Origin of the sequence: Bacteroides sp. ET336, from assembly GCF_024733815.1 — a bacterium.
In the GTDB taxonomy this organism is placed as follows: Bacteria; Bacteroidota; Bacteroidia; order Bacteroidales; family Bacteroidaceae; genus Phocaeicola; species Phocaeicola cellulolyticus.
This window is the reverse complement of the sequence record NZ_JANRHK010000012.1, coordinates 73,314-94,574: the sequence shown is the minus strand read 5'-3', so window position 1 is coordinate 94,574 and position 21,261 is coordinate 73,314. Positions and strand designations below refer to the sequence as shown.

Annotated in this window: 16 protein-coding genes; 1 reads left to right on the top strand and 15 read right to left on the bottom strand. The window is 38.5% G+C overall.

What is annotated here, in order from left to right; all coding sequences use genetic code 11:
* Nucleotides 1-16: 16 nt before the first annotated feature.
* The 10 genes from rpsS to NW213_RS11445 all read right to left on the bottom strand — a co-directional run bounded on the left by rpsS (nucleotide 17) and on the right by NW213_RS11445 (nucleotide 6,814).
* Nucleotides 17-286: a 30S ribosomal protein S19 gene (gene rpsS / locus NW213_RS11490; protein ID WP_013618002.1), complete on the bottom strand. Its 270-nt coding sequence runs from the start codon at nucleotides 284-286 to the stop codon at nucleotides 17-19.
* A 22-nt stretch (nucleotides 287-308) separates the two neighbouring features.
* On the bottom strand, nucleotides 309-1,130 hold the full coding sequence (gene rplB / locus NW213_RS11485; protein WP_154043494.1) for a 50S ribosomal protein L2: 822 nt from the start codon (nucleotides 1,128-1,130) through the stop codon (nucleotides 309-311).
* An 8-nt stretch (nucleotides 1,131-1,138) separates the two neighbouring features.
* Nucleotides 1,139-1,429, bottom strand: coding sequence for a 50S ribosomal protein L23 (gene rplW / locus NW213_RS11480; RefSeq protein WP_154043495.1), 291 nt, complete (start codon nucleotides 1,427-1,429; stop codon nucleotides 1,139-1,141).
* Nucleotides 1,430-1,448: 19 nt separating this feature from the next.
* Nucleotides 1,449-2,078 (bottom strand): 50S ribosomal protein L4, encoded by a 630-nt coding sequence (gene rplD / locus NW213_RS11475; protein WP_154043496.1) that lies wholly within the window; start codon nucleotides 2,076-2,078, stop codon nucleotides 1,449-1,451.
* Nucleotides 2,078-2,695, bottom strand: coding sequence for a 50S ribosomal protein L3 (rplC, locus tag NW213_RS11470; protein ID WP_154043497.1), 618 nt, complete (start codon nucleotides 2,693-2,695; stop codon nucleotides 2,078-2,080). The genes rplD and rplC overlap by 1 nt, the downstream gene beginning before the upstream one ends.
* 20 nt (nucleotides 2,696-2,715) lie before the next feature.
* Nucleotides 2,716-3,021 carry a 30S ribosomal protein S10 gene (gene rpsJ / locus NW213_RS11465; protein ID WP_002558075.1) on the bottom strand — a complete coding sequence of 102 codons (306 nt, stop codon included), beginning with the start codon at nucleotides 3,019-3,021 and terminating at the stop codon, nucleotides 2,716-2,718.
* Between the two features lie 91 nt (nucleotides 3,022-3,112).
* Complete coding sequence (gene fusA, locus NW213_RS11460) at nucleotides 3,113-5,230, bottom strand: elongation factor G (protein WP_154043498.1); 2,118 nt, start codon at nucleotides 5,228-5,230, stop codon at nucleotides 3,113-3,115.
* A 31-nt stretch (nucleotides 5,231-5,261) separates the two neighbouring features.
* Nucleotides 5,262-5,738, bottom strand: coding sequence for a 30S ribosomal protein S7 (rpsG, locus tag NW213_RS11455; protein WP_154043499.1), 477 nt, complete (start codon nucleotides 5,736-5,738; stop codon nucleotides 5,262-5,264).
* Nucleotides 5,739-5,887: 149 nt separating this feature from the next.
* Nucleotides 5,888-6,292: a 30S ribosomal protein S12 gene (gene rpsL / locus NW213_RS11450; RefSeq protein WP_154043500.1), complete on the bottom strand. Its 405-nt coding sequence runs from the start codon at nucleotides 6,290-6,292 to the stop codon at nucleotides 5,888-5,890.
* Nucleotides 6,293-6,475: 183 nt separating this feature from the next.
* Nucleotides 6,476-6,814, bottom strand: a complete 339-nt coding sequence (locus NW213_RS11445; RefSeq protein WP_154043501.1) for a DUF3467 domain-containing protein — start codon at nucleotides 6,812-6,814, stop codon at nucleotides 6,476-6,478.
* A gap of 135 nt (nucleotides 6,815-6,949) precedes the next feature.
* Here NW213_RS11445 and NW213_RS11440 point away from each other — a divergent pair, with 135 nt between their 5' ends.
* The gene (locus NW213_RS11440) at nucleotides 6,950-11,014 is read left to right on the top strand and encodes a hybrid sensor histidine kinase/response regulator transcription factor (protein WP_258322866.1); all 4,065 of its coding nucleotides are present in this window, start codon (nucleotides 6,950-6,952) and stop codon (nucleotides 11,012-11,014) included.
* Nucleotides 11,015-11,107: 93 nt separating this feature from the next.
* On the opposite strand, the gene NW213_RS11435 is transcribed toward NW213_RS11440, so the two are convergent.
* Genes NW213_RS11435 through NW213_RS11415 form a run of 5 tightly spaced genes read right to left on the bottom strand, consistent with a single transcriptional unit; the run spans nucleotide 11,108 to nucleotide 21,234 of the window.
* Nucleotides 11,108-13,522: a polysaccharide lyase family 8 super-sandwich domain-containing protein gene (locus tag NW213_RS11435; protein WP_258322865.1), complete on the bottom strand. Its 2,415-nt coding sequence runs from the start codon at nucleotides 13,520-13,522 to the stop codon at nucleotides 11,108-11,110.
* Nucleotides 13,523-13,543: 21 nt separating this feature from the next.
* Nucleotides 13,544-16,156 carry a DUF4955 domain-containing protein gene (locus NW213_RS11430; RefSeq protein ID WP_258322864.1) on the bottom strand — a complete coding sequence of 871 codons (2,613 nt, stop codon included), beginning with the start codon at nucleotides 16,154-16,156 and terminating at the stop codon, nucleotides 13,544-13,546.
* Nucleotides 16,157-16,167: 11 nt separating this feature from the next.
* Entirely contained in the window at nucleotides 16,168-18,162 is a 1,995-nt protein-coding gene (locus NW213_RS11425) for a DUF4988 domain-containing protein (protein ID WP_258322863.1), read from the bottom strand.
* Nucleotides 18,163-18,177: 15 nt separating this feature from the next.
* A complete protein-coding gene (locus NW213_RS11420; protein ID WP_258322862.1) occupies nucleotides 18,178-19,329 on the bottom strand; it encodes a DUF5017 domain-containing protein in 1,152 nt (383 codons plus the stop codon).
* Between the two features lie 30 nt (nucleotides 19,330-19,359).
* Nucleotides 19,360-21,234, bottom strand: coding sequence for a RagB/SusD family nutrient uptake outer membrane protein (locus tag NW213_RS11415; protein WP_258322861.1), 1,875 nt, complete (start codon nucleotides 21,232-21,234; stop codon nucleotides 19,360-19,362).
* Nucleotides 21,235-21,261: the final 27 nt, after the last annotated feature.

Below are 21,261 nucleotides of genomic sequence, written 5' to 3'. Positions count from 1 at the left end.
TCAAACAAGTTTCCTGTTATTTTTTCTTGTTACCGGCGTGTCCACGGAATGTACGAGTAGGAGCGAATTCTCCCAACTTGTGACCTACCATGTTTTCTGTAACATAAACAGGAATAAATTTGTTACCGTTATGAACTGCAATAGTATGCCCAACAAAATCAGGCGAAATCATTGAAGCTCTGGCCCAAGTCTTAACAACTGATTTCTTGCCGCTTTCATTCATAGCAAGCACCTTCTTTTCCAGTTTTACATTAATATATGGACCTTTTTTTAATGAACGACTCATAATTTACTCAATTAATCAGTTATTACTTTCTTCTCTCAATTATATACTTAGAAGACTGTTTCTTAGGTGCTCTAGTCTTCAAGCCCTTAGCATACAAGCCTGTACGTGATCTTGGGTGACCTCCAGACTGACGTCCTTCACCACCACCCATTGGGTGATCAACAGGGTTCATTACAACACCACGGTTGTGTGGACGACGACCTAACCAACGAGAACGTCCTGCCTTACCAGAAGATTCAAGTGCGTGGTCAGAGTTACCTACACTACCGATAGTAGCTTTACAAGCACTCAAGATTTGTCTTACTTCACCTGAAGGCAATTTAATTACACAATATTTTCCTTCACGAGAAGTCAACTGAGCAAAATTACCAGCCGATCTTACTAAAGCTGCACCTTGTCCTGGACGTAATTCAATATTGTGAATAACTGTACCTACAGGAATGTTTTCAAGCGGAAGTGCATTACCAATCTCAGGCGCTGCAGTCGCTCCAGACATCAAAGTGCTGCCAACTTGCAATCCATTAGGAGCAATAATATATCTCTTTTCTCCATCAGCGTAGAACAACAAAGCGATACGAGCCGAACGGTTTGGATCGTACTCTATTGTCTTAACTACTGCTGGAACACCGTCTTTATTTCTCTTGAAGTCGATGAAACGGAATTTTCTCTTATGACCACCGCCGATATAGCGCATTGTCATTTTACCAACGTGGTTACGACCACCAGTAGAACGCTTTCCACATACAAGAGATTTTTCTGGTACCGATGCAGTAATTTCTTCAAAAGTACCAATAATTTTGTGTCTCTGCCCCGGTGTTGTGGGCTTAAATTTACGTACTGCCATCTTATTTATTAAATATTGCTATAAAAATCAATAGTATCGCCTTCTTTCAATGTCACTATTGCTTTTTTGTAAGCATTAGTACGACCTTTAATCAGGCCAGATTTAGTATAACGGCTCTTGTTCTTACCAGCATAACGGATAGTGTTTACATTAAGAACTGTTACGTTATACAAAGCTTCGATTTCACTCTTAATCTCTAATTTGTTAGCATCAGGACGCACAATAAAACCGAAACGATTGAACTTTTCAGTTATAGCTGTCATTTTTTCTGTTACTAACGGTTTAATAATAATTCCCATTTTACTAAGCCTCCTTTAATTATTTAACTAAGGTTTCCTCGATAGCTTTCAATGCACTCTCAGTTACAACAAGAGTTTCTGCATTCAATACAGAGTAAGTATTTAACGCAGAAGCAATTGCCAAGTTTGTACGCTCTAAGTTTCGAGCGGACAAATATACGTTTTTATTTGCTTCCGGCAAAACCATAAGTAGCTTTTTGCCAGCCACTTTCAGATTATTCACAACATTTATAAATTCTTTAGTCTTTGGAGCTTCAAAACTGAAATCTTCAACTACTACGATGTTGTTACTCTGAGCCTTATAAGCTAAAGCAGATTTACGTGCTAAAGCCTTAACCTTCTTATTTAATTTGAACCAATAATCACGTGGTTTAGGACCAAACACGCGAGCACCACCTACCAAAAGTGGAGAGTTGATATCACCGCGACGTGCACCGCCACCACCTTTCTGACGACCCAATTTACGAGTAGAACCGCTAATTTCGCTTCTTTCTTTTGATTTGTGAGTTCCCTGGCGCTGATTAGCCATGTACTGCTTAACATCAAGATAGATAGCGTGATCGTTTGGTGTAATACCGAAGATAGCGTCGTTAAGAGCTACTTTTCTACCAGTATCTTCACCTTTAATATTTAATACGTTAACTTCCATTATTTCTCAATTATTACGATTGAACCTTTGTAACCTGGAACTGAACCTTTGATAAGAAGAAGGTTATGTTCAGGAATTACTTTTAATACCTGCAAGTTGTGAGTAGTCACTCTATCACCACCCATTTGTCCGCCCATGCGCATTCCTTTGAATACTTTTGCTGGGTAAGAACAAGCACCGATAGAACCCGGTTTACGTGCGCGGTTATGCTGACCGTGTGTAGTCTGTCCGACACCGCCGAAACCATGACGTTTTACAACACCCTGGAAACCTTTACCCTTAGAAGTACCAATAACGTCAACATAAGCTGAATCATTGAACAATTCTACAGTAATAGTGTCTCCTAAATTCAATTCCTGTGAGAAATCTTTGAACTCGGCCAAGTGTCTCTTTGGAGTTACACCAGCTTTCTTAAAGTGTCCCATCAAAGGCTTTGTAGTATGCTTTTCTTTCTTGTCCTGGAAACCTACCTGAACAGCAGCATAACCATCTTTTTCTACACTCTTAATCTGAGTAACTACACAAGGACCAGCTTCGATAACAGTGCATGGTACATTCTTACCATCAGCACTGAATACGGATGTCATTCCGATTTTCTTTCCTAATAATCCTGGCATTTCAGTTAAATTTTAATTGATTAAACTTTAATTTCTACTTCTACTCCACTTGGTAACTCTAACTTCATCAAAGCATCTACTGTCTTAGCAGTTGAGCTATAGATGTCGATAAGTCTCTTATAAGAAGACAATTCAAACTGTTCACGTGACTTCTTGTTTACGAAAGTCGAACGGTTAACAGTAAAAATTCTTTTGTGAGTTGGCAATGGAATAGGACCACTTACGATAGCACCTGTTGCCTTCACAGTTCTTACAATCTTTTCAGCTGACTTATCAACCAAGTTATGATCGTAAGATTTCAGTTTAATTCTGATTTTCTGACTCATTGTTAAATTTTTAATTAATTATTATTGATAAGATGAAGCATGAGGGCTAAGAGTCATTCGCTAGCCCTCATAGGCTTCAAGATATTATTTATTAAACTAGATCAACGCGACCTTTAACTTCTTCAAGAACAGTCTTAGCGATTGAGCTTGATACCTGTGCATGGTGATCGTATGACATTGATGATGTAGCACGACCTGAAGTGATTGTACGCAAAGCAGTAACATAACCGAACATTTCAGCCAGTGGTACCATAGCTTTTACAATACGTGCTCCTGAACGGCTTGATTCCATACCTTCAACCTGACCACGACGTTTGTTCAAGTCACCGATAACATCACCCATGTTTTCTTCAGGAGTTACAACTTCAAGCTTCATGATAGGCTCCATCAAAACTGGACCTGCCTTAGCACATGCATTCTTATATGCCTGGATTGCACAGATTTCGAAAGACAACTGGTCTGAGTCAACCGGGTGGAAAGAACCATCTTTCAACACTACTTTCAAAGAATCAAGAGGGAAGCCAGCCAACACACCATTCTTCATTGCAGTCTGGAAACCTTTCTGTACTGAAGGGATAAATTCCTTAGGCACGTTACCACCTTTAACCTCATCGATGAACTGAAGTCCACCTTCTTTGTAATCTTCGTCAACTGGGCCGATAGTTACGATGATATCAGCAAACTTACCACGACCACCAGACTGTTTCTTGTAAACTTCACGAAGCTCTACAGTCTTAGTAATAGCTTCCTTGTAGTTAACCTGAGGACGACCCTGGTTACATTCAACCTTAAATTCACGTTTCAAACGGTCGATAATGATATCCAAGTGAAGCTCACCCATACCAGAGATAACTGTCTGACCTGTCTGTTCGTCAGTTCTTACAGTAAATGTTGGGTCTTCTTCAGCAAGTTTAGCCAAACCGTTAGAAAGTTTGTCAAGGTCTTTCTGAGTCTTAGGTTCTACTGCGATACCGATAACTGGTTCAGGGAAGTCCATAGACTCAAGAACGATTGGAGCAGTTTCGTCGCACAAAGTATCACCTGTACGGATATCTTTGAAACCAACACCTGCACCTATATCACCAGCGCTGATTACTTCAACTGGATTCTGCTTGTTTGAGTGCATCTGGAACAGACGAGATACACGTTCTTTCTTGCCTGAACGAGAGTTAAAGATATATGAACCGGCTTCAATCTTACCTGAGTAAACGCGGAAGAAAGTCAAACGACCAACGTATGGGTCAGTTGCAATCTTAAACGCCAAAGCAGAAGTCTTTTCATCTTCATCTGGTTTACGATCTTCTTCAGCACCAGTAGTTGGGTTTGTACCAACAATGTTTGGAGTATCTAGAGGAGAAGGCAAGAAAGCGCAAACATAGTCAAGAAGAGTCTGTACACCTTTATTCTTGAATGAAGAACCGCAGAACATAGGAACGATATCCATTTTCAATGTTCCGGCACGGAGAGCACGTAAGATTTCTTCTTCTGTGATAGTAGAAGGATCATCAAAATACTTCTCCATAAGCGCTTCGTCGAACTCTGCTACTTTTTCAAGCATCTTGTCTCTCCATTCCTGAGCTTCATCAACAAGGTTAGCTGGGATTTCTTCTATATCATAGTCAGCGCCCATTGTTTCATCGTGCCACAAGATAGCTTTCATCTTGATAAGATCAACTACACCTTTAAAGTTTTCTTCAGCACCAATAGGAATAACCACCGGACATGGATTAGCACCCAATACATCCTTCATCTGACGAACTACTTCGAAGAAGTCAGCACCAGAACGGTCCATTTTGTTAACATAACCGATACGTGGTACATTGTACTTATCAGCCTGACGCCATACTGTTTCTGACTGTGGCTCAACACCACCTACAGCACAATAAGCTGCAACAGCACCGTCAAGAACACGCAATGAACGTTCAACCTCAGCAGTGAAGTCAACGTGTCCCGGAGTGTCAATAAGGTTTATCTTGTATGTATTACCTGCATATTTCCAACGAGTTGTAGTAGCTGCAGAAGTAATTGTAATACCACGTTCCTGTTCCTGCTCCATCCAGTCCATTGTTGCAGCACCGTCATGAACCTCACCGATTTTGTGTGTCAGACCTGTGTAGAACAATATACGTTCAGAAGTTGTTGTTTTACCGGCATCGATGTGAGCCATGATACCGATATTACGGGTCAAGTGCAAATCTTGTTTAGCCATTTTAATTACTAGTTATTAAATTATTACTTGATTAAAATCTGAAATGCGCAAATGCACGGTTAGCTTCAGCCATACGATGCATATCTTCTTTACGCTTGAATGCACCACCCTGCTCGTTGTAAGCATCAAGGATTTCAGCAGCCAATTTATCAGCCATACACTTTCCACCACGTTTACGAGCAAACAATATCAAGTTCTTCATTGAGATTGACTCCTTACGTTCAGGACGAATTTCAGTAGGAACCTGGAAAGTTGCACCACCGATACGGCGTGATTTAACTTCAAGCTGTGGAGTCACATTATCAAGAGCCTTTTTCCATACATCTAGAGCAGAAGTTTCATCTGCAGGCAATTTAGTGCCAACTACATTAAGAGCACCATAAAAGATTTCATAAGAAGTATTCTTCTTTCCATCATACATCAGATGGTTAACGAATTTAGAAACCTTCTGATCATTAAATACTGGATCCGGAAGGATCACACGTTTTTTTGGTTTTGCTTTTCTCATTTTGTTTGACAATTTATGTTTAGTTTGGGGCTGCACCTCTGTTCGCTTCAACATCTCCTCCGAGATATTTACTCAACCTTAAAGCTTTTCCAACAAACCAAAACGAAATTAATAAAGTCTTTACTTAAAAGGATTGTACTCAGCTAATATTATTTTTTACCTTTAGCTGCTGGAGCTTGTCCTGGTTTTGGACGTTTTGCACCATATTTAGAACGTCTCTGTGTACGGCCTGCTACACCTGCAGTATCCAATGTACCGCGAACGATGTGATAACGTACACCTGGAAGGTCTTTCACACGACCACCACGTACCAATACGATTGAGTGTTCCTGCAAGTTGTGTCCTTCTCCTGGGATATAAGAGTTAACTTCCTTAGAGTTTGTCAGACGCACACGAGCAACTTTACGCATTGCTGAGTTAGGTTTTTTCGGAGTTGTAGTATAAACACGAACGCAAACACCACGTCTCTGAGGACATGAATCAAGCGCTGGTGATTTACTTTTCTCAACCAAAACCGTTCTTCCTTTTCTTACTAATTGTTGAATAGTAGGCATTTTGTTTGATTTTTAAATTTATATTATTGTTTATTCAAATTCCAATCCTAAAGCGAAACTACATATTTCGGGTTGCAAAGGTACGAATAAGTTTTTAATACACAAACACTTTTAATAATAAAAAAGGCCCGATTTGCATAAATAACGGCAAATCGGACCTAATTAAACATTTTTTATTCTTTTTTAAGCTTCACCTTTAAAATCACTCAATGGCGGAACAAAAGTTTTTCCTCCATTTTCATTATTTGCATTACGCTCTTCCGGCATTTTCACCGTACCAAAGTTGCGTTCATATTTAATCATATTATCCTGAAGGGCATACATGAGTCTTTTGGCATTTTCAGGAGTCATGACTATTCTTGATTGTACTCCTGCTTTTGGCAAACCAGGCAATACAGAAACAAAATCTATTATGAATTCTGAAGTTGAATGTGTTATAATAGCCAGATTGGCATAAGTACCTTTTGCTACATCTTCTTTCAGTTCTATCTGTAGCTGATTATTTTTATTTTCGTTTTCCATGATAATTTATAATTTATAGAATTAATATCAGGACAAATATATGACAAATAATATAGCCATACAAGAAAAGAATATAAAAAGTTATATGCCGACTAACAAAAAAAATCGTTACATTTGCCATATAACATAGTGCCTATGAATTATTTAAGCCTTCCATATATATACATTATTCTGCTGTCATTGTTCTATTCAGTTACAGCATCATCTCAATCTGTAGCATTCAATCATCTCACTACAAAAGAAGGGTTATCACAACTTTCCGTAAACAGTATTTATGTAGATGAATTCGGAATCCTTTGGATTGGAACAAGAGTAGGTCTAAACATATACGATGGTCAAAAAATACACACAATTAATAAAGAAAAGTCCGATCCAAACAGCCTGCCTTCAAATATTATATTACAAGTAACGGGAAACAAAGATGGAAAGGTTTATATATTGAGCCCCGACTGTGTCAGTGAACTGAATATCATGACACAAAGATTCAAAATATTAAAAGAAGACAAAATAGGCTGTATTTATTATAGAGACAAACTTTATATAACAATAGGTAATTCAATATTAACCTATAACGACAATGGTTCATTCGAAACATTTTATACACTTCCAGACAATTCGATTAAAACTATAAACTCCCTCATCGTTGACGACGAAGGAAACATGTGGATTGGAACACCATCATATGGCGTATTCAAATACGACACGCAAAATTCTACAACAAAACACGTAATAGAACACGGCAATATCACCAAAATGTATATTGACCAAGAAAAGACTTTATGGATTGGGAGCTGGGAGAACGGGCTTTATACCATAAAAAAGGATGGGGAAATAAACAACTATAAAACCAGCGATATCAAGAGGTCAATATCATCTGACTTTGTTAGAGCAATATGTCAGGATAACCAAGGGAATATCTGGATTGGGACTTCCAACGGCATAGACAAATACGACAGGACAAACAGTGAATTTATCCACTATTCTTCTGGCGAGACAGACCATGACCTAACAGATTCATCCGTATGGTGTATAGAAAAAGACGCCCAAGGTACCCTTTGGATTGGAACATATTTTGGAGGAGTCAACTATGTTAATCCCGAATACTCAATCTACAGAAGATACTACTACTCAAAAGAAGAAGGAAAAGGATTAAGTAGTCCGGTAATAGGAAGAATGACAGAAAACAAAGACGGTAAAATCTGGATTGCAACCGAAGGTGGTGGAGTAAATCTTCTTGACAGAACTAGCAGAACCATAAAATGGCCGAAAGGAATATCAGGTCCATCAAATTCACTTTCACACAATAATGTCAAATCATTATATTACGATGAAGACCAAAACACACTTTGGATAGGGACTCACACCGGAGGGCTGAACAAATACGACATCAAGACCGGACGTATAACCCTATATATGCATCACAGTGGTAACGAAACCTCTCTCCCGTCAAATATCATAAGAGACATTGAGCCTTACACCTCAGACAGTCTGATCATAGCCACTCAAAACGGAATATGTATTATGGAAAAGGAAAGTGGCAAATGCAGGCATATACTGCGCAATCTTCCTAACGGGAAATCCTTAGGAATGGTAGCCGATATTACACTGGATAAAAACAATAATCTGTGGATTGCGGCGACAGGAGAAGGAGTATATGTCTATAACATGTCATCATCCAATGTAAAGAATTACCGTAATGATACAACACGGGAGGGAAGCATCAGCAGCAATAATATAAATAACATAATAACAGACAGCAAGAACAATATATGGATATGTACATCCGGTTGTGGTCTTGACTTGTATATACCCGAAACTGACAGCTTCAGGAATTTCGACAAACAAAACAACAATCTGGCAAATGATTGCATATACCAGGCCTGTGAATCGCCGGTAACCGGAAACTTATTGCTTATCACGACTGATGGTTTCTCAATCTTCGACAAAGAAAAAAAGATATTCTACAATTATAATTCCCAAAATGGTTTTCCTATTGATGCTGTCAATGAAAACGCATTATATATAGCCTCAGATGGTGAAGTATTCTTAGGAGGAATACGAAATATGGTATCGTTTTATGAGAAAGACCTGTTTCTTAAGCATAAGCCATACAGCATTATACTCACCGGCCTAGTTGTTAACGGTAACTACATAAATGTAGGAGATAAAACCGGTATTCTTAAAGAATCACTGAATTATACCAGACAAATTACATTGTCGCACAAGGAAAATATATTCAGCATTGATTTTGCCGTAACCAATCATATACCGGAAAACAAAGATAAAATAATATACAAACTTGAAGGATTTTCCGAACAATGGAACGAAGTCAGAAATTCCAATGAAATAACATATACTAACCTGAACCCTGGCTCATATACACTGGTAATAAAAGCTCAGAACGAAGATACATCCATATGTAAACCTATAAGAATTGATATAAAAATCAAGACTCCATTCTATAAAACACCGATAGCATATATAATCTACACACTATCGGCTGCATTGTTATTATGGTATATCATCAGTATTTATATAACTCGTTTACGCCTGTCCGAATCATTGAAATTAGAACAAAAGCATGCCGAAAACATAAAAAAAGAAAATCAGGCACAACTTAAACTCTTCACTAACATATCGCATGAATTCCGCACACCGCTTACACTTATAATATCACAAATAGAAACTCTTATACAAAACAACAGATTTACCAATCAAACATACAACAAACTTTCAATAGCATACCACAACTGCATGCAACTGCGTGAACTAATCACCGAACTGCTCGACTACAGGAAGCATGAGATGGGACATCTAAAACTACAGGTATGCCATAACGACATCATACATTTCGTTAGAGAAAATTATATTCTGTTCAGCGATTATGCTTCCAAGAACAATATAACCATTGAGTTCAATACAGATTATGAAAGTCTGGATCTATGGTTCGACCCCAAACATTTTCAGAAAGTTATAAACAACCTCCTTTTCAACGCAATTAAAAGTACCGGCAATGGAGGCAAGATATCTATAGAAGTAAAGAAAGACAATAAAAACGCTATAATATCAATATCAGACAACGGTAAAGGAATACCTGCTAAAGATATTGACAAGATATTTGATATCTTTTATCAGGTAGAAGATTCTAACAGCTCAATACCTGGAACAACAGGTTCTGGTATAGGTCTGGCCTTTGTGAAGACTATTATAGACATGCACCATGGAAATATTAAAGTAAACAGTAAGGAAGGAGAAGGCTCAACTTTCAGTATTAGCCTTCCACTAGGTAAAGCTCATTTTTCAAAAAGTGAAATCATTTTCTCACAACCTACTGATTACTCTCCTCCTGTATTTAACTCTCCTACCCCTATTATTCAGTCAGATCAATCGGAAAGCACAACAGAGATAGCTGAAATTTCATCAAAACTACAAAGCAAGCCACAAATGTTCATCGTCGAGGACAATGAACAAATACGTGCCATGCTGAAAGAAATTCTGTCTCCGTTCTATTACATCCGTTCATTTGCTACAGCAGAAAGCGCGATATCTGAAATAGAAGTTACTATGCCGGACATTGTAATAACCGACGTAATGATGCCGGGAATGGATGGAAAAGAGCTATGCAAGAGAATCAAGTCCAATCCTGCCACAAGTCATATACCTGTAGTCCTATTAACCGCACAGAATGCGATAGACCAATACATAGAAGGTCTTAGGACTGGAGCCGACGACTATATCACAAAGCCGTTCAATACCCAGTTGCTGATATCAAGGTGTAACAATCTTGTCAACTCACGTATTCTTCTTCAGGAAAAATTCAGCCATAAGCCGGAAACGACAGTACAAATGCTTGCCAACAATAAAATAGATAAAGAGATACTTGACAAAGCAATATCTATTATTGAAGCAAACATTAGCAATACAGATTTTAACATGAACACATTTGCCAGAGAAATGGGCATGGCCAGAACTAACTTATTTGCTAAAATAAAAGCTATTTCAGGACAGACACCGAATGACTTTATAATTAGTATACGTCTAAAGAAAGGAGCCTATCTTCTACGGAATAATCCTGAGCTAAACATAACAGAGATTGCAGAAAAAATAGGTTTCAGTTCACCAAGGTATTTTTCAAAATGTTTTAAGGATATCTATAATATAAGTCCACTAACTTATAGAAAAGGGAAAGACGAAAAATGAAGTTTGATACATAAAAAAACACCTTGACGTTTTTTAAATGTCAAGGCGTTTTTAAAAGCACTTATTTATTCGATATTCAATATCGTTTTATTGCTACATTTTTTTCAATTTCACATGCACAGGCAAGCCATTACGCAACAAGCATGAAAGTTCTGTATTACCATTTTCCATAGTTTTCAAGAAAACACCTTGTACGTTACCTTCAGCCTCCCAGGTTCCTTTCAGCTCGATGAAAGCAGGAGTAGGCATTTCTCTCCAATCTTTCTTATTAAGCATCTTCGGGCGTAAATTAGGATTTGAGATAGCAAGTACCAGACTACCGTCTGATTGTTTCTCCTCTATCAACAAAAGTTCAGTAGCAGATGAAATAACCTCACCGGCATTCAACCCCTTGGCAGGAGTAAAGAACGAATAAGCCAGTACATTCTTCGGAGCATATTTAATTATATGCAGTGAATCCTGCATTTCAACAATACTGAACAATTCGCCTTTTGTTTGCTTATCTGCCACTTCCTTCATCTTATCCTCATCTGCCGCAGGCACTACAACGAAAGAATAAGATTTCTTTTCAGGTTTTACTCCATGGTTAATATAAGCCTTTGCAGCGACCTCAGTAGCCGGCTTTGCAGCAAGTCCTTGCGAAGAGGGTGTCTCCTGCTTATCATATACAACCTTAACTTCATCATGTCCGGCAGGAACAAAGAAACCTGTAGATACAGGATTGATGAGGGTCAGCGGTTCACCGGAAGGTATAGTCTTATTGCTTCCGTTCGACAAAGACTTACCATTCACCATGAGTTTGTTATATTTCTTAGTTACTATAGTCTGGAAAAGATTAGTTGCCGTTATCATATCATCCGAATAATCTCCCTTTGCAGAGATACCATTACCTACACTGAACAACATTCCGTCAATAGCAAGAACAGACTTACAGAAAGTAAGATTAGTAGGTACAAACCTTTGGCTTCCCCAATGATCACCCTGATCGAAGGCAGCCGCATACAAACCATACTCTTTCATCGATACCGCACCTGCAAAGTTAGTAGTCTTCGCCTTTTGGTCGAATCTATCCTTATCGTTCTTATAAGGCATCATCTCTGCCCAATCGGTATAATGCACAGTAGTACTTCCAGGCATCATATTCCAGTCCCATCCTGCTCCCTTATTTTCATTTTTTGAAGGATATCCTGTAGCTTCAAGTCCCCCCTCGTACAATACCTCCAACGTACCGTGTCCCTGATATCTTCCGAAACGGTTAGTCTTGTTATATACCTCGCCGGTCCACAGCATCTGTGTTGGACATCTCATCACAGCCACCCATCCCGGTTGTCTGTACACACCGGCAGCACTATAGTTATACTGATAAAAGCCATTGGCATCTTTTGCCGGGAGCTTATACTTATCTGACTTAAAGAAATAGTTATAATATGCAGCGAGTTCCTCATCTATTTCAGTTCCATAAACATCAGCACCTATTTCAATCAACTGTTCAAAAAGTTTTTGCGTAAAGGGCACTTCAATGCTGTAGAAAGGATGACGTCCTGCCATACTGCAAGCATAAATACGGTCTTTATCTCCATCCGCGCGGACAGCAGTCATATAAATGGTTTCAATTGCAAACTTCAATCTTTCGTATGATTTTCTGTCTATCTTTAACGATGTACCTTTGAAACGATAGAAATATTCCACCCAAGTTCTATACGAGTACATATATCCATTATAATGTGCATTATGATGGAATCCTGTACCATCAGGCTTCAATATATCCTTGTTACCGACATTATATCTTGTACACACCCTCAAAAAGCCCGACAATAACTGCAAGTCCTGTATCGCCTGCTGATCGTCCGGATTGGCAATAGCCAGATTAAATACGTATGGTACAACATTGAAAATATAGTCGGAACTTATCCAGTTAAGGATTGCCTTATCCCCCTTACGTATAATATCCACTTCAAGCAGTTTCTGTACGGCTGCTATTACTTTTGCCTTACGTACATCATCCAGAACTGGAAGTGCACTCATCAGGTCCGTCGGTATTTTTCTCACATCGCTGTAATTACTATATACCAGTTTTGGCATCCTCATGAAAAAATTATGAGTGAACAGAAAATCAAGATATAAGTCTAAGTCAGCCTTACCTGATTTTCCCAATGTCAATGCTCCATACGACAATATACGGACATTCTTGGCTACGTCTCTAAGATGCTGATTTGTCACCTTATCACCCCAAAGATCGGCTCCTGTTACAGTATAGTCTCCCGTACGCTGCAGCATAAGCATCTTGAGAGCCATCTGTGCAGATTTCAACTCATTGTTAGAAGCTTTCGGTTCTGATAGCTTATACTTCTTTCTAAAGTCCTGAAGTTCTCTAAGCTTCACCTCGTCTATAGACTGCTGTGCGGACTGCACGTTTTCCATATCCACCATTGCCATAGCCGGCAAATAGGCAGCAGTCATTCCGGCTCCCAACAAGATAGTAAAAATGATATTTCTTTTAAGTTTCATGACTATAGATTATTAGTTTAATTATTTCAATGCATTGAGCCATGTCGGAACATACCCTAATCTTTTATACAGCTGTGCTTCATACAAAGATAATGGAGATACAGGAGCGTTCAAGCTTTCGTAATACTTAATCTGGCCTTCGGACGTATCAAATGGGACCTGAGTACCATTCCAACCAACAATGATTGGCGGCATGTTCTTCCACCATATGTTATTGTCATCCCACCAGAGCCATTTACCGTTCCAAGTTGTTTCACAAACCACTCTGGTAGCCTTCATGTTCCATATCGTCAGGTCATTCAGATGGTTCGGAAGCTGGTTAATATCTCCACCTTCTCTCCATGCCACAAAACCACCCTCGCACATATCAATCAAAGTAGCGCGCGGCTGTGTGGCATGCGATTCAAAGCAAGAATCATCACCCCATTTCACGTTCCAGATAACGGCTCCCATGCTTTGCTTGGACACACCGCATCCGTGATACTGACCTGCACTTTCCATATAGTCACCAAGATTCTGTCCACCACTATCAGTAGCTATTCTTCCATTACTGTGGTCGTAAACCTTTCCTATAAATATACGCGAAGAAGCTTGTGAACGAATAGCGGAATGCCCTCTATTACCCGAAATTTCAATATCGTAAGCTGAAGAATTTGCACTGTTAACAAACGAATGAGCCTCACTAACACTCTCAAAATCAACTCTTCTCATCCACGAATTAGTAAGCCTAATCATCTGTACCGGCTTGAAACCTCCATCATCATATGCACTTCCATGATGTTTGAAATCCTCCTTTGAATGGCCTAGAAATTTTAGGTCTTCTACCCCTACATTCTCATAATGAGGATATTTCTGTATTTTCCATCCCCATTTGGAATCTACCTTTCGCATTATAGGCTCATGAAAAGTCAAGGTATTTGAAGATATCGACTTTACCTGATGATAATCAACGACCTGAACTCCGTTATTAACCAGTTCAGTCCATGCCGGATCTAAGCTGTGAGGAGCGAGTTCCTCTGCTATAAGTTCTGTTGAGTTGTTTTTCAATGAAAGACAAACCCAGTCTCCAACGTTAATGCCACTTGTTGAACTTACTTCTACCGAAAATGTTCCTTTTTCTGCATTTCCTGTCACGTTACACAGGTCAGTCAGTCCACTGTTATGCTTGAACTCTAGCATATTGGGCGATGACCACATTTGATCTGGATTAGTCGGACCATTTGCTACAGCCATTTCAATAATTGTCTTGTCTCGGCCTGCTCCTTTGAATATTATATTTCCCATAGTGAGACGCAGGGTTGTTACAGTCTCATTTTCATCACCACCTCGTAAAATATATTTACCTTCCGGAAAATATATTATAGCATTGGCATTATTACCTTTGATAGAATACCTCAAAGTCTTATTTTCATCTGCCAATCCTTCTTCAGCTCCCATTACATCTTTCAATATTTTTATCAAAGCCGCTCTGTCCGAGAGTTCATCATCTCCGTTTGCCCCATAGTCCACCACATTATAAACTTTATAAGTAGCGCTCTTTTGCGCACCTCCTGATATATTGGCAGTATAATACTTATTACCATTATTATCGGTCTGAGGATTATTAAAATCAATATTAATATCCGGTGGTGCTACTTCACCATGCATATATCCTGCGTATGAAAAATCAAGGAGCACGTTATCAGCAGATTGATTTACGAAATCATTCCATGCCTTGGCCGCTCCATTGTACATTTCTGTGGTAAGGAGTTTGACAGGCAAAGTAACCAGTCTGCAATATCCTTCTTTTGAGAATATCTTTATAATTATGTTCTCAGTATATGCCTCGTTTCTGTTATTAGTCGAAGGAGCCTGTATGGTAAGCAAATCATCATCTATCTTTATTTTCCAACCGATAGTTTCAATGGCAATGTTTTCTACTCCTACCTGCTCAATATCAAATATTCTTGTTTCATTCAGATGGAACTCTTCCGGATCAGTCTCGAGAATATTACGCTCAATAGTCAACGACAATCCTCCATACAAAGGAATATTACATTCCATTGTCTCTCCGTTATTCTTCCACTTCAATGTAAGTGTTTCTGAACCGTTTACGACAACCTCATCAAACAAAGAATAGCTAAAATCTACAAGAGAAGGATCTGCCATACCAATACCACCAGTCCATTCACCATCACCGAATCGATATTCCCACATTCCTTCCGAATTGATTCTGAACTCAGGAGTCATTCCGTTTTCAGGCTTAGAGCTTACTTGCTTACCTTCACTATCAACCAGTGGTTGGGTTTCTTCACCATTCATGGTATAATACCAGAATCCGTCTTCACCTATTGATACTATAGGAAGCGGTTCTGATGGTTTACCACTATATACTGTCATTCTTTCTCCATTGCTCAGGTCAAGAACGTAATCACCGGTTTCTTCATTCACACTGTAACCCAAAATTAGGATTTGTCCATTCAACAGATCCTGATAATTGGCTACGTAAGCATTCAGTTTATCCAGTTCCGGCTGCAATTTATCCAAACGTGATATCAGGTCGTTGATATCATTGCGGAGGTCTTCTCTGTCGTCGCAAGAATAAAATGCGACGACAGAAAATAGACTTAATATGTAAATAAATAATTTCTTCATGGTTCAATCTCTTATTTTATTGTTGCTCCATAACCGGAATACTCAGCCTTAGGCTTGAAAGTCAAAGATTGCACATCAACTACATCGAAAGGCGACTCTCCAACTTTCAGATTAGTAATTTCTGTACATCCATCAGGTTTGCTTCCACCATAAAATACTTGCCAGATACTTGTTTTAGTCTCGCTTCCTGATGCAAATTCACCTTTAACGCCAACATTATTTTCCACTTGACAAGCAACTCCAGTAAAATCAAATTTAGAATCACTTGTACTAGCTTTAAGTATCAAATTATTTGCCGTAAATTTTTCTGAATAGAAAATATTATTTTTAGCTATAACGCTTGACAATTTAGCAGAAAAAAAGTATGCATTAGTAGCAGATGTCACCTTATAGAACGTATTATTTTCCATCGTAAAGCTAGCTGTTGAAAGTTTTAACGAAAACAATCTCGTTATATAATCTTCACCACTACTATAAAAGATGTTATTTTTAAGTATAATTCCAAATTGTGGATAAGCAAGACCATCAGCAACAAAAAAGCTCTTGGTACATCCAGCAAAATCCAACACAGAATTAGATATAACAAATTCATCTATGTACCTATCTATTTGCTCAGGCTTTGAAGAACCATTCGAATAAAATGGCTGAGTGGGATTCAATTTAAAAACACACTTATCAAAAATAACTTTCTTCATATGTCCATAGTTTATCATTGAATAATTAGCCTGATTAGCCGTAATTTCAACGTTATAACATAAGAATAAAGATTTATTCTCAGCATCTACTTCTTTTAGCTTTATATACTGACCATTTATTACGAAAGAAGACTTCTGCGATGAATTATCACCAATAATGATAGTATTACCCAAATTAGAACTTGTAGAAACATAATTAAGCTTAATATCCTGACCAGGCTTTACAAAATAGATAGTATTATCACTAGTAAGATCAACATTTCCTTCAACATATATGGCATCCGGATAAAGTTGATTATTAATCTGTACTCCTGCAATCTCAAATGTCTCGCCATTATTATACTTCTCATAATAACTTGTAACCTCATCTGCATCACCATCATCACCTTGTTCACCATCGCCTATCTCAACCTGAATCTTATCTACAGCCCAATTGATTCCTTTATTTGCCTGAACGACAACATCCTTGGTATTGTCAGCGGTCGCTCTTGTAAATGTTGAAGCAGAAGCAGAAACCGGAGCTGTCAGTGACAGTTCAGCTTTACCATCAACCGGTTCGCTTAAAGTGGCAATCCATCCATTAGGTGCAGTTACTATAGAATTGTCTCCGCTTATGTTTACATTAAGTTTAACAGTAGCTCCTGCAGCAACAAAAAGAACATTGCCGTCAAAGCCTGATACACCTTCTGTTATAATTTCGCATGTCAGTCCGTCAACAATAGGCATTTTCAATGTTTGAGAATTCTCATCATTCAAAACCACTACCAGATAACCGTCTTTTACCTCTACGCTTTTAAAGAACTGATCACCGTTGTTTATTGTCTCTGTAGTAGCCTGAACCTTATCACCGTTTGAATTAACAACATACTGCCATTCACCTGCACCAAACTTTACCTGCCAGTAATTTGTACCTTCTTCAATTCTGAATTCCGGAGTAGCTCCGTTCTGACCTACAGCCGGCTGACCTAAAGATTCTCCATTTACAGTCCAATTTCCGTTTTCATCTATACCTATAGACGGATAATTTACCGAACCTGTTTTACCTTGAGTAAGAGTTATTTCACTTCCATCACTCAATGTCAATTTATATGTACCCGTAGTTTCATCATATGTATATGAAGAAATTGTTTTATTTCCATCAATAAGAACCCTTAGCGCATTCATGTTTTCATTAATAGAAGCGACTTGGGCTTCAAGACTCTCGACACGATTCTTCAATTCATCAATGTCGTTTCTCAAATCGTCAGTATTACAGCTGGCGAGAGCCAAAACTGCCAGCATGAAAGGCATTAAAAATTTAAAGGTTTTCATAATATATATTTTTTATTATTTTACATTTATAACCACATTGATGATTTTATTTACATCATGCTTATAGTTTACATTATTAAATACAAATGTTGCCTTATAAGTACCTACATTATTGTAAGTATAAGTATATGTCGGCAAATCCTGTGACAAATTCTTCACATTTTCGCCTTTATCAGGCTGACACGCCTGAATATTGATTGGATCCGACACAAGCCAAGCTGTTTTCCATTCATAGGTACTACCTGTACCCTGTATGAAGAAGCCGCCATTTGCCACACTAGACATATTCCACAAGCCAGGGACATTAGCCGTTACCGTTCCATAAGCCAAATTCTCTGGTAAATAGGTTGAAACACTAGTCCAGTCATTTCCCTTTTCATCTGTTTCTTCATTCTTTATTGATTTCTCATAAAGATAATTGTGATTGAAGTTCAGTGCGGTAAACATGAAATTACCTGCATATTGTGTAGTAACAGAATTATTTCTCAATACATTCTCTATACACATCGAGTCAAAATAATACTTAGGTTGGTTTGTTGCAGAAGCTCCGGCAGTAGAAGGGTTTTTACGCTCATCAGCATTATACGCCACAGCAACCACCAGATTCTTACCAATCATATTCTTCACATCTAGCTCTACTTTCAACGCCTCAACCACGTTAAGCGCAAGATTGTCATAATCTGTATGATCCCTCACCGGAATCCATTTACCATTCTTATAGAAATCAGCCACCAAAGTGGAATCCGCATTAAAATCAGTTTTTGACAATCCCGGGAAACCTTCCTGACCTAAAGCTGCGTCTGTAAATGTATAGAACACATCAATTGTATTGTTATATCTTTCATCGGAATACGATGCACCTTCCTGATAGATATTAAACTTCAGCTTCGATGATAAAATATCTTCCACTTGAGTCTCATACCTGTCTTTATATGTATATTGATGACCTGTCTCTCCACTGTAAAAAGTAACGAAATCAGGTTCTCCGTTTATATTGAACACCACAGGTTCACCCCTATTCACTGTAACCGTCAGTCCGTCCACAGTAACATTGGCACCAGGTGTAACACTTACACTAACGTCCTCAAGTCCCTTAGTCATTTCCTTGTTGCATGAAGTCATGACCAATGCTGAAATTAGAATTGTATATATGCTATATGTTTTCATTTAATATAGGTTTTATTCTTTATCAATAAATTACCATCCCGGATTATTATCAGTGATTGCCTTGTTTACGGCAGTCTCTGCATCAGGTATCGGATAATAATTATACGTATCCGAAATATTGAAATAAGTATATACGTTTGTTGGTCCTTGATTCCACTCACCTCCCGCACGCGCAGAGTTGTAAAGAGCGTTCATGTTTTCAACATATTCTCCCCAACGTATCAGGTCGAAACGGCGGGTATATTCGAAACACAATTCACGTCCTCTTTCATCCTTTACCATCTGCCGGAAGCTGATCTTGTCAAGCGAGCCTTCCTCCACCTTGTCTGCCCCGGCACGTTCTCTTACTTCGTTAAGATAAGCGTATGCATTTGTAGGACCGTTCAATTCATTCTCGGCTTCTGCAATCATAAGTAGTACATCCGAATATCTCAAGATAGGGAAATTAATGGCTGTATTATTCTTGTCTTTCTTGTCAGCTTCGTATTCACGACGGTATTTTGCGCACGCACGGGCTATGTTATTGGTAAATACTCCATTATAATCGTAGTCGCCATCCTTAGGTTCATCAGTATTCTTTTCCCAATTAACATTTCCATAAGAGAAAGACCTGCCATTATCATGTGCAAGGAAAGCATCTCTGAAACCAAGTTCATAAAATTTTCGTCCAGTCACTCCGGTGTTCTTTCCATCACTTTCCATATAAGCGAAAGGTGCAATGTTCCACAGGAATCGCGCATCCTTCATCTTAGTCAGATATGTCTGCCATATCGGGTCAGTTTCATCCTTCTTATCATATATTGCCTGTGTGAATTTAACTTCCATAGACATCAGGTTTTGTGTACTGGGAGCATTTGTGCAATACAATCTATACAACTTAGGAGTTGCAAAAATAAATTCATATGAATAACCCGGATCCGCAGAGCCAACAACATTCGATTTCGAAGACATGTCAGGAGCAGCAAGACCTATAATGTTACCGATTCTACCTTCAGCCTTCACGTCTGTTGTATTGTTACCAGAGAATTCCACTTCCCAGATACTTTCATTGGCCTTAGTATTGTATCTGTCAGAGCACAAATCTATAAAGTAATCCCAATAATCCGGAGCCAGATCATGTCCTCCTTTAGTTTCAACCAGTTTTGCATATTTCAAAGCTTCCTCATAATAAGTCTTATTTTCTTCCTCTGTCGCAGGTCTATTATCACGATGAAACTCACCGGCACGGAAAAGATATATTCTAGCCAACATTCCCCATGCCGCAGATTTAGAGATTCTACCAGGTTTATATCCAAGTTCTTTTGCAGAAAGAAGTCCGCCAGTTTCATCGTCAGAAACTTCTGCCATCTCCTTCACTATGAAATTATAAATTTCCTGTTTATCTGTACGGGGTATATCAAGCCCTATTACATCTTTTGTTGATTCTGTTTTGAATGGTACATCACCCCAACACTGAACAAGATTAAAATAGTAAAATGCCCTAAGAAATCTGACCTCAGATATATACTGAGCTTTCAGTTTTGCATCTATATCTGCCACTCTGTCAATATTCTCAAGGAAAATATTCGCACGATTTATTCCTGAATACAGAGTGTACCAAAACCCAGTCACTGCAGCATCACTCACAGTAGCATTATTACATACCAACCCTCTAGTTGCAGGAGCACGTCCCGAACCTCCATAATGCGCAAGGTCATCACCTGCGTTAAGATACATATAGTCAGCCCCATAGAAAGACGACTGTCCTAATATGGCATAAATACCGGTAACAAAAGATGTTGCCTCATCCGCCGTATTGAAATAAGTATCTATAGTCACCTTATACGGCTCTTTGTCCAAAAAATTGCATGATACGGACAAACTTCCAAGAGCCAATGTAAAAAGTGTATATTTTAGTATTTTCATAAACTTCTTTTATTTTATCTGTTTTAC

Bases quoted from the DNA above. Each gene is read 5' to 3' on its own strand.
- fusA (WP_154043498.1), bottom strand. From the start codon at position 5,230: ATGGCTAAACAAGATTTGCACTTGACCCGTAATATCGGTATCATGGCT.
- NW213_RS11445 (WP_154043501.1), bottom strand. From the start codon at position 6,814: ATGGAAAACGAAAATAAAAATAATCAGCTACAGATAGAACTGAAAGAA.
- rplB (WP_154043494.1), bottom strand. From the start codon at position 1,130: ATGGCAGTACGTAAATTTAAGCCCACAACACCGGGGCAGAGACACAAA.
- rplW (WP_154043495.1), bottom strand. From the start codon at position 1,429: ATGGGAATTATTATTAAACCGTTAGTAACAGAAAAAATGACAGCTATA.
- rpsG (WP_154043499.1), bottom strand. From the start codon at position 5,738: ATGAGAAAAGCAAAACCAAAAAAACGTGTGATCCTTCCGGATCCAGTA.
- NW213_RS11425 (WP_258322863.1), bottom strand. From the start codon at position 18,162: ATGAAAACCTTTAAATTTTTAATGCCTTTCATGCTGGCAGTTTTGGCT.
- rpsL (WP_154043500.1), bottom strand. From the start codon at position 6,292: ATGCCTACTATTCAACAATTAGTAAGAAAAGGAAGAACGGTTTTGGTT.
- rplD (WP_154043496.1), bottom strand. From the start codon at position 2,078: ATGGAAGTTAACGTATTAAATATTAAAGGTGAAGATACTGGTAGAAAA.
- NW213_RS11420 (WP_258322862.1), bottom strand. From the start codon at position 19,329: ATGAAAACATATAGCATATATACAATTCTAATTTCAGCATTGGTCATG.
- NW213_RS11440 (WP_258322866.1), top strand. From the start codon at position 6,950: ATGAATTATTTAAGCCTTCCATATATATACATTATTCTGCTGTCATTG.
- rpsJ (WP_002558075.1), bottom strand. From the start codon at position 3,021: ATGAGTCAGAAAATCAGAATTAAACTGAAATCTTACGATCATAACTTG.
- NW213_RS11415 (WP_258322861.1), bottom strand. From the start codon at position 21,234: ATGAAAATACTAAAATATACACTTTTTACATTGGCTCTTGGAAGTTTG.
- NW213_RS11435 (WP_258322865.1), bottom strand. From the start codon at position 13,522: ATGAAACTTAAAAGAAATATCATTTTTACTATCTTGTTGGGAGCCGGA.
- rpsS (WP_013618002.1), bottom strand. From the start codon at position 286: ATGAGTCGTTCATTAAAAAAAGGTCCATATATTAATGTAAAACTGGAA.
- NW213_RS11430 (WP_258322864.1), bottom strand. From the start codon at position 16,156: ATGAAGAAATTATTTATTTACATATTAAGTCTATTTTCTGTCGTCGCA.
- rplC (WP_154043497.1), bottom strand. From the start codon at position 2,695: ATGCCAGGATTATTAGGAAAGAAAATCGGAATGACATCCGTATTCAGT.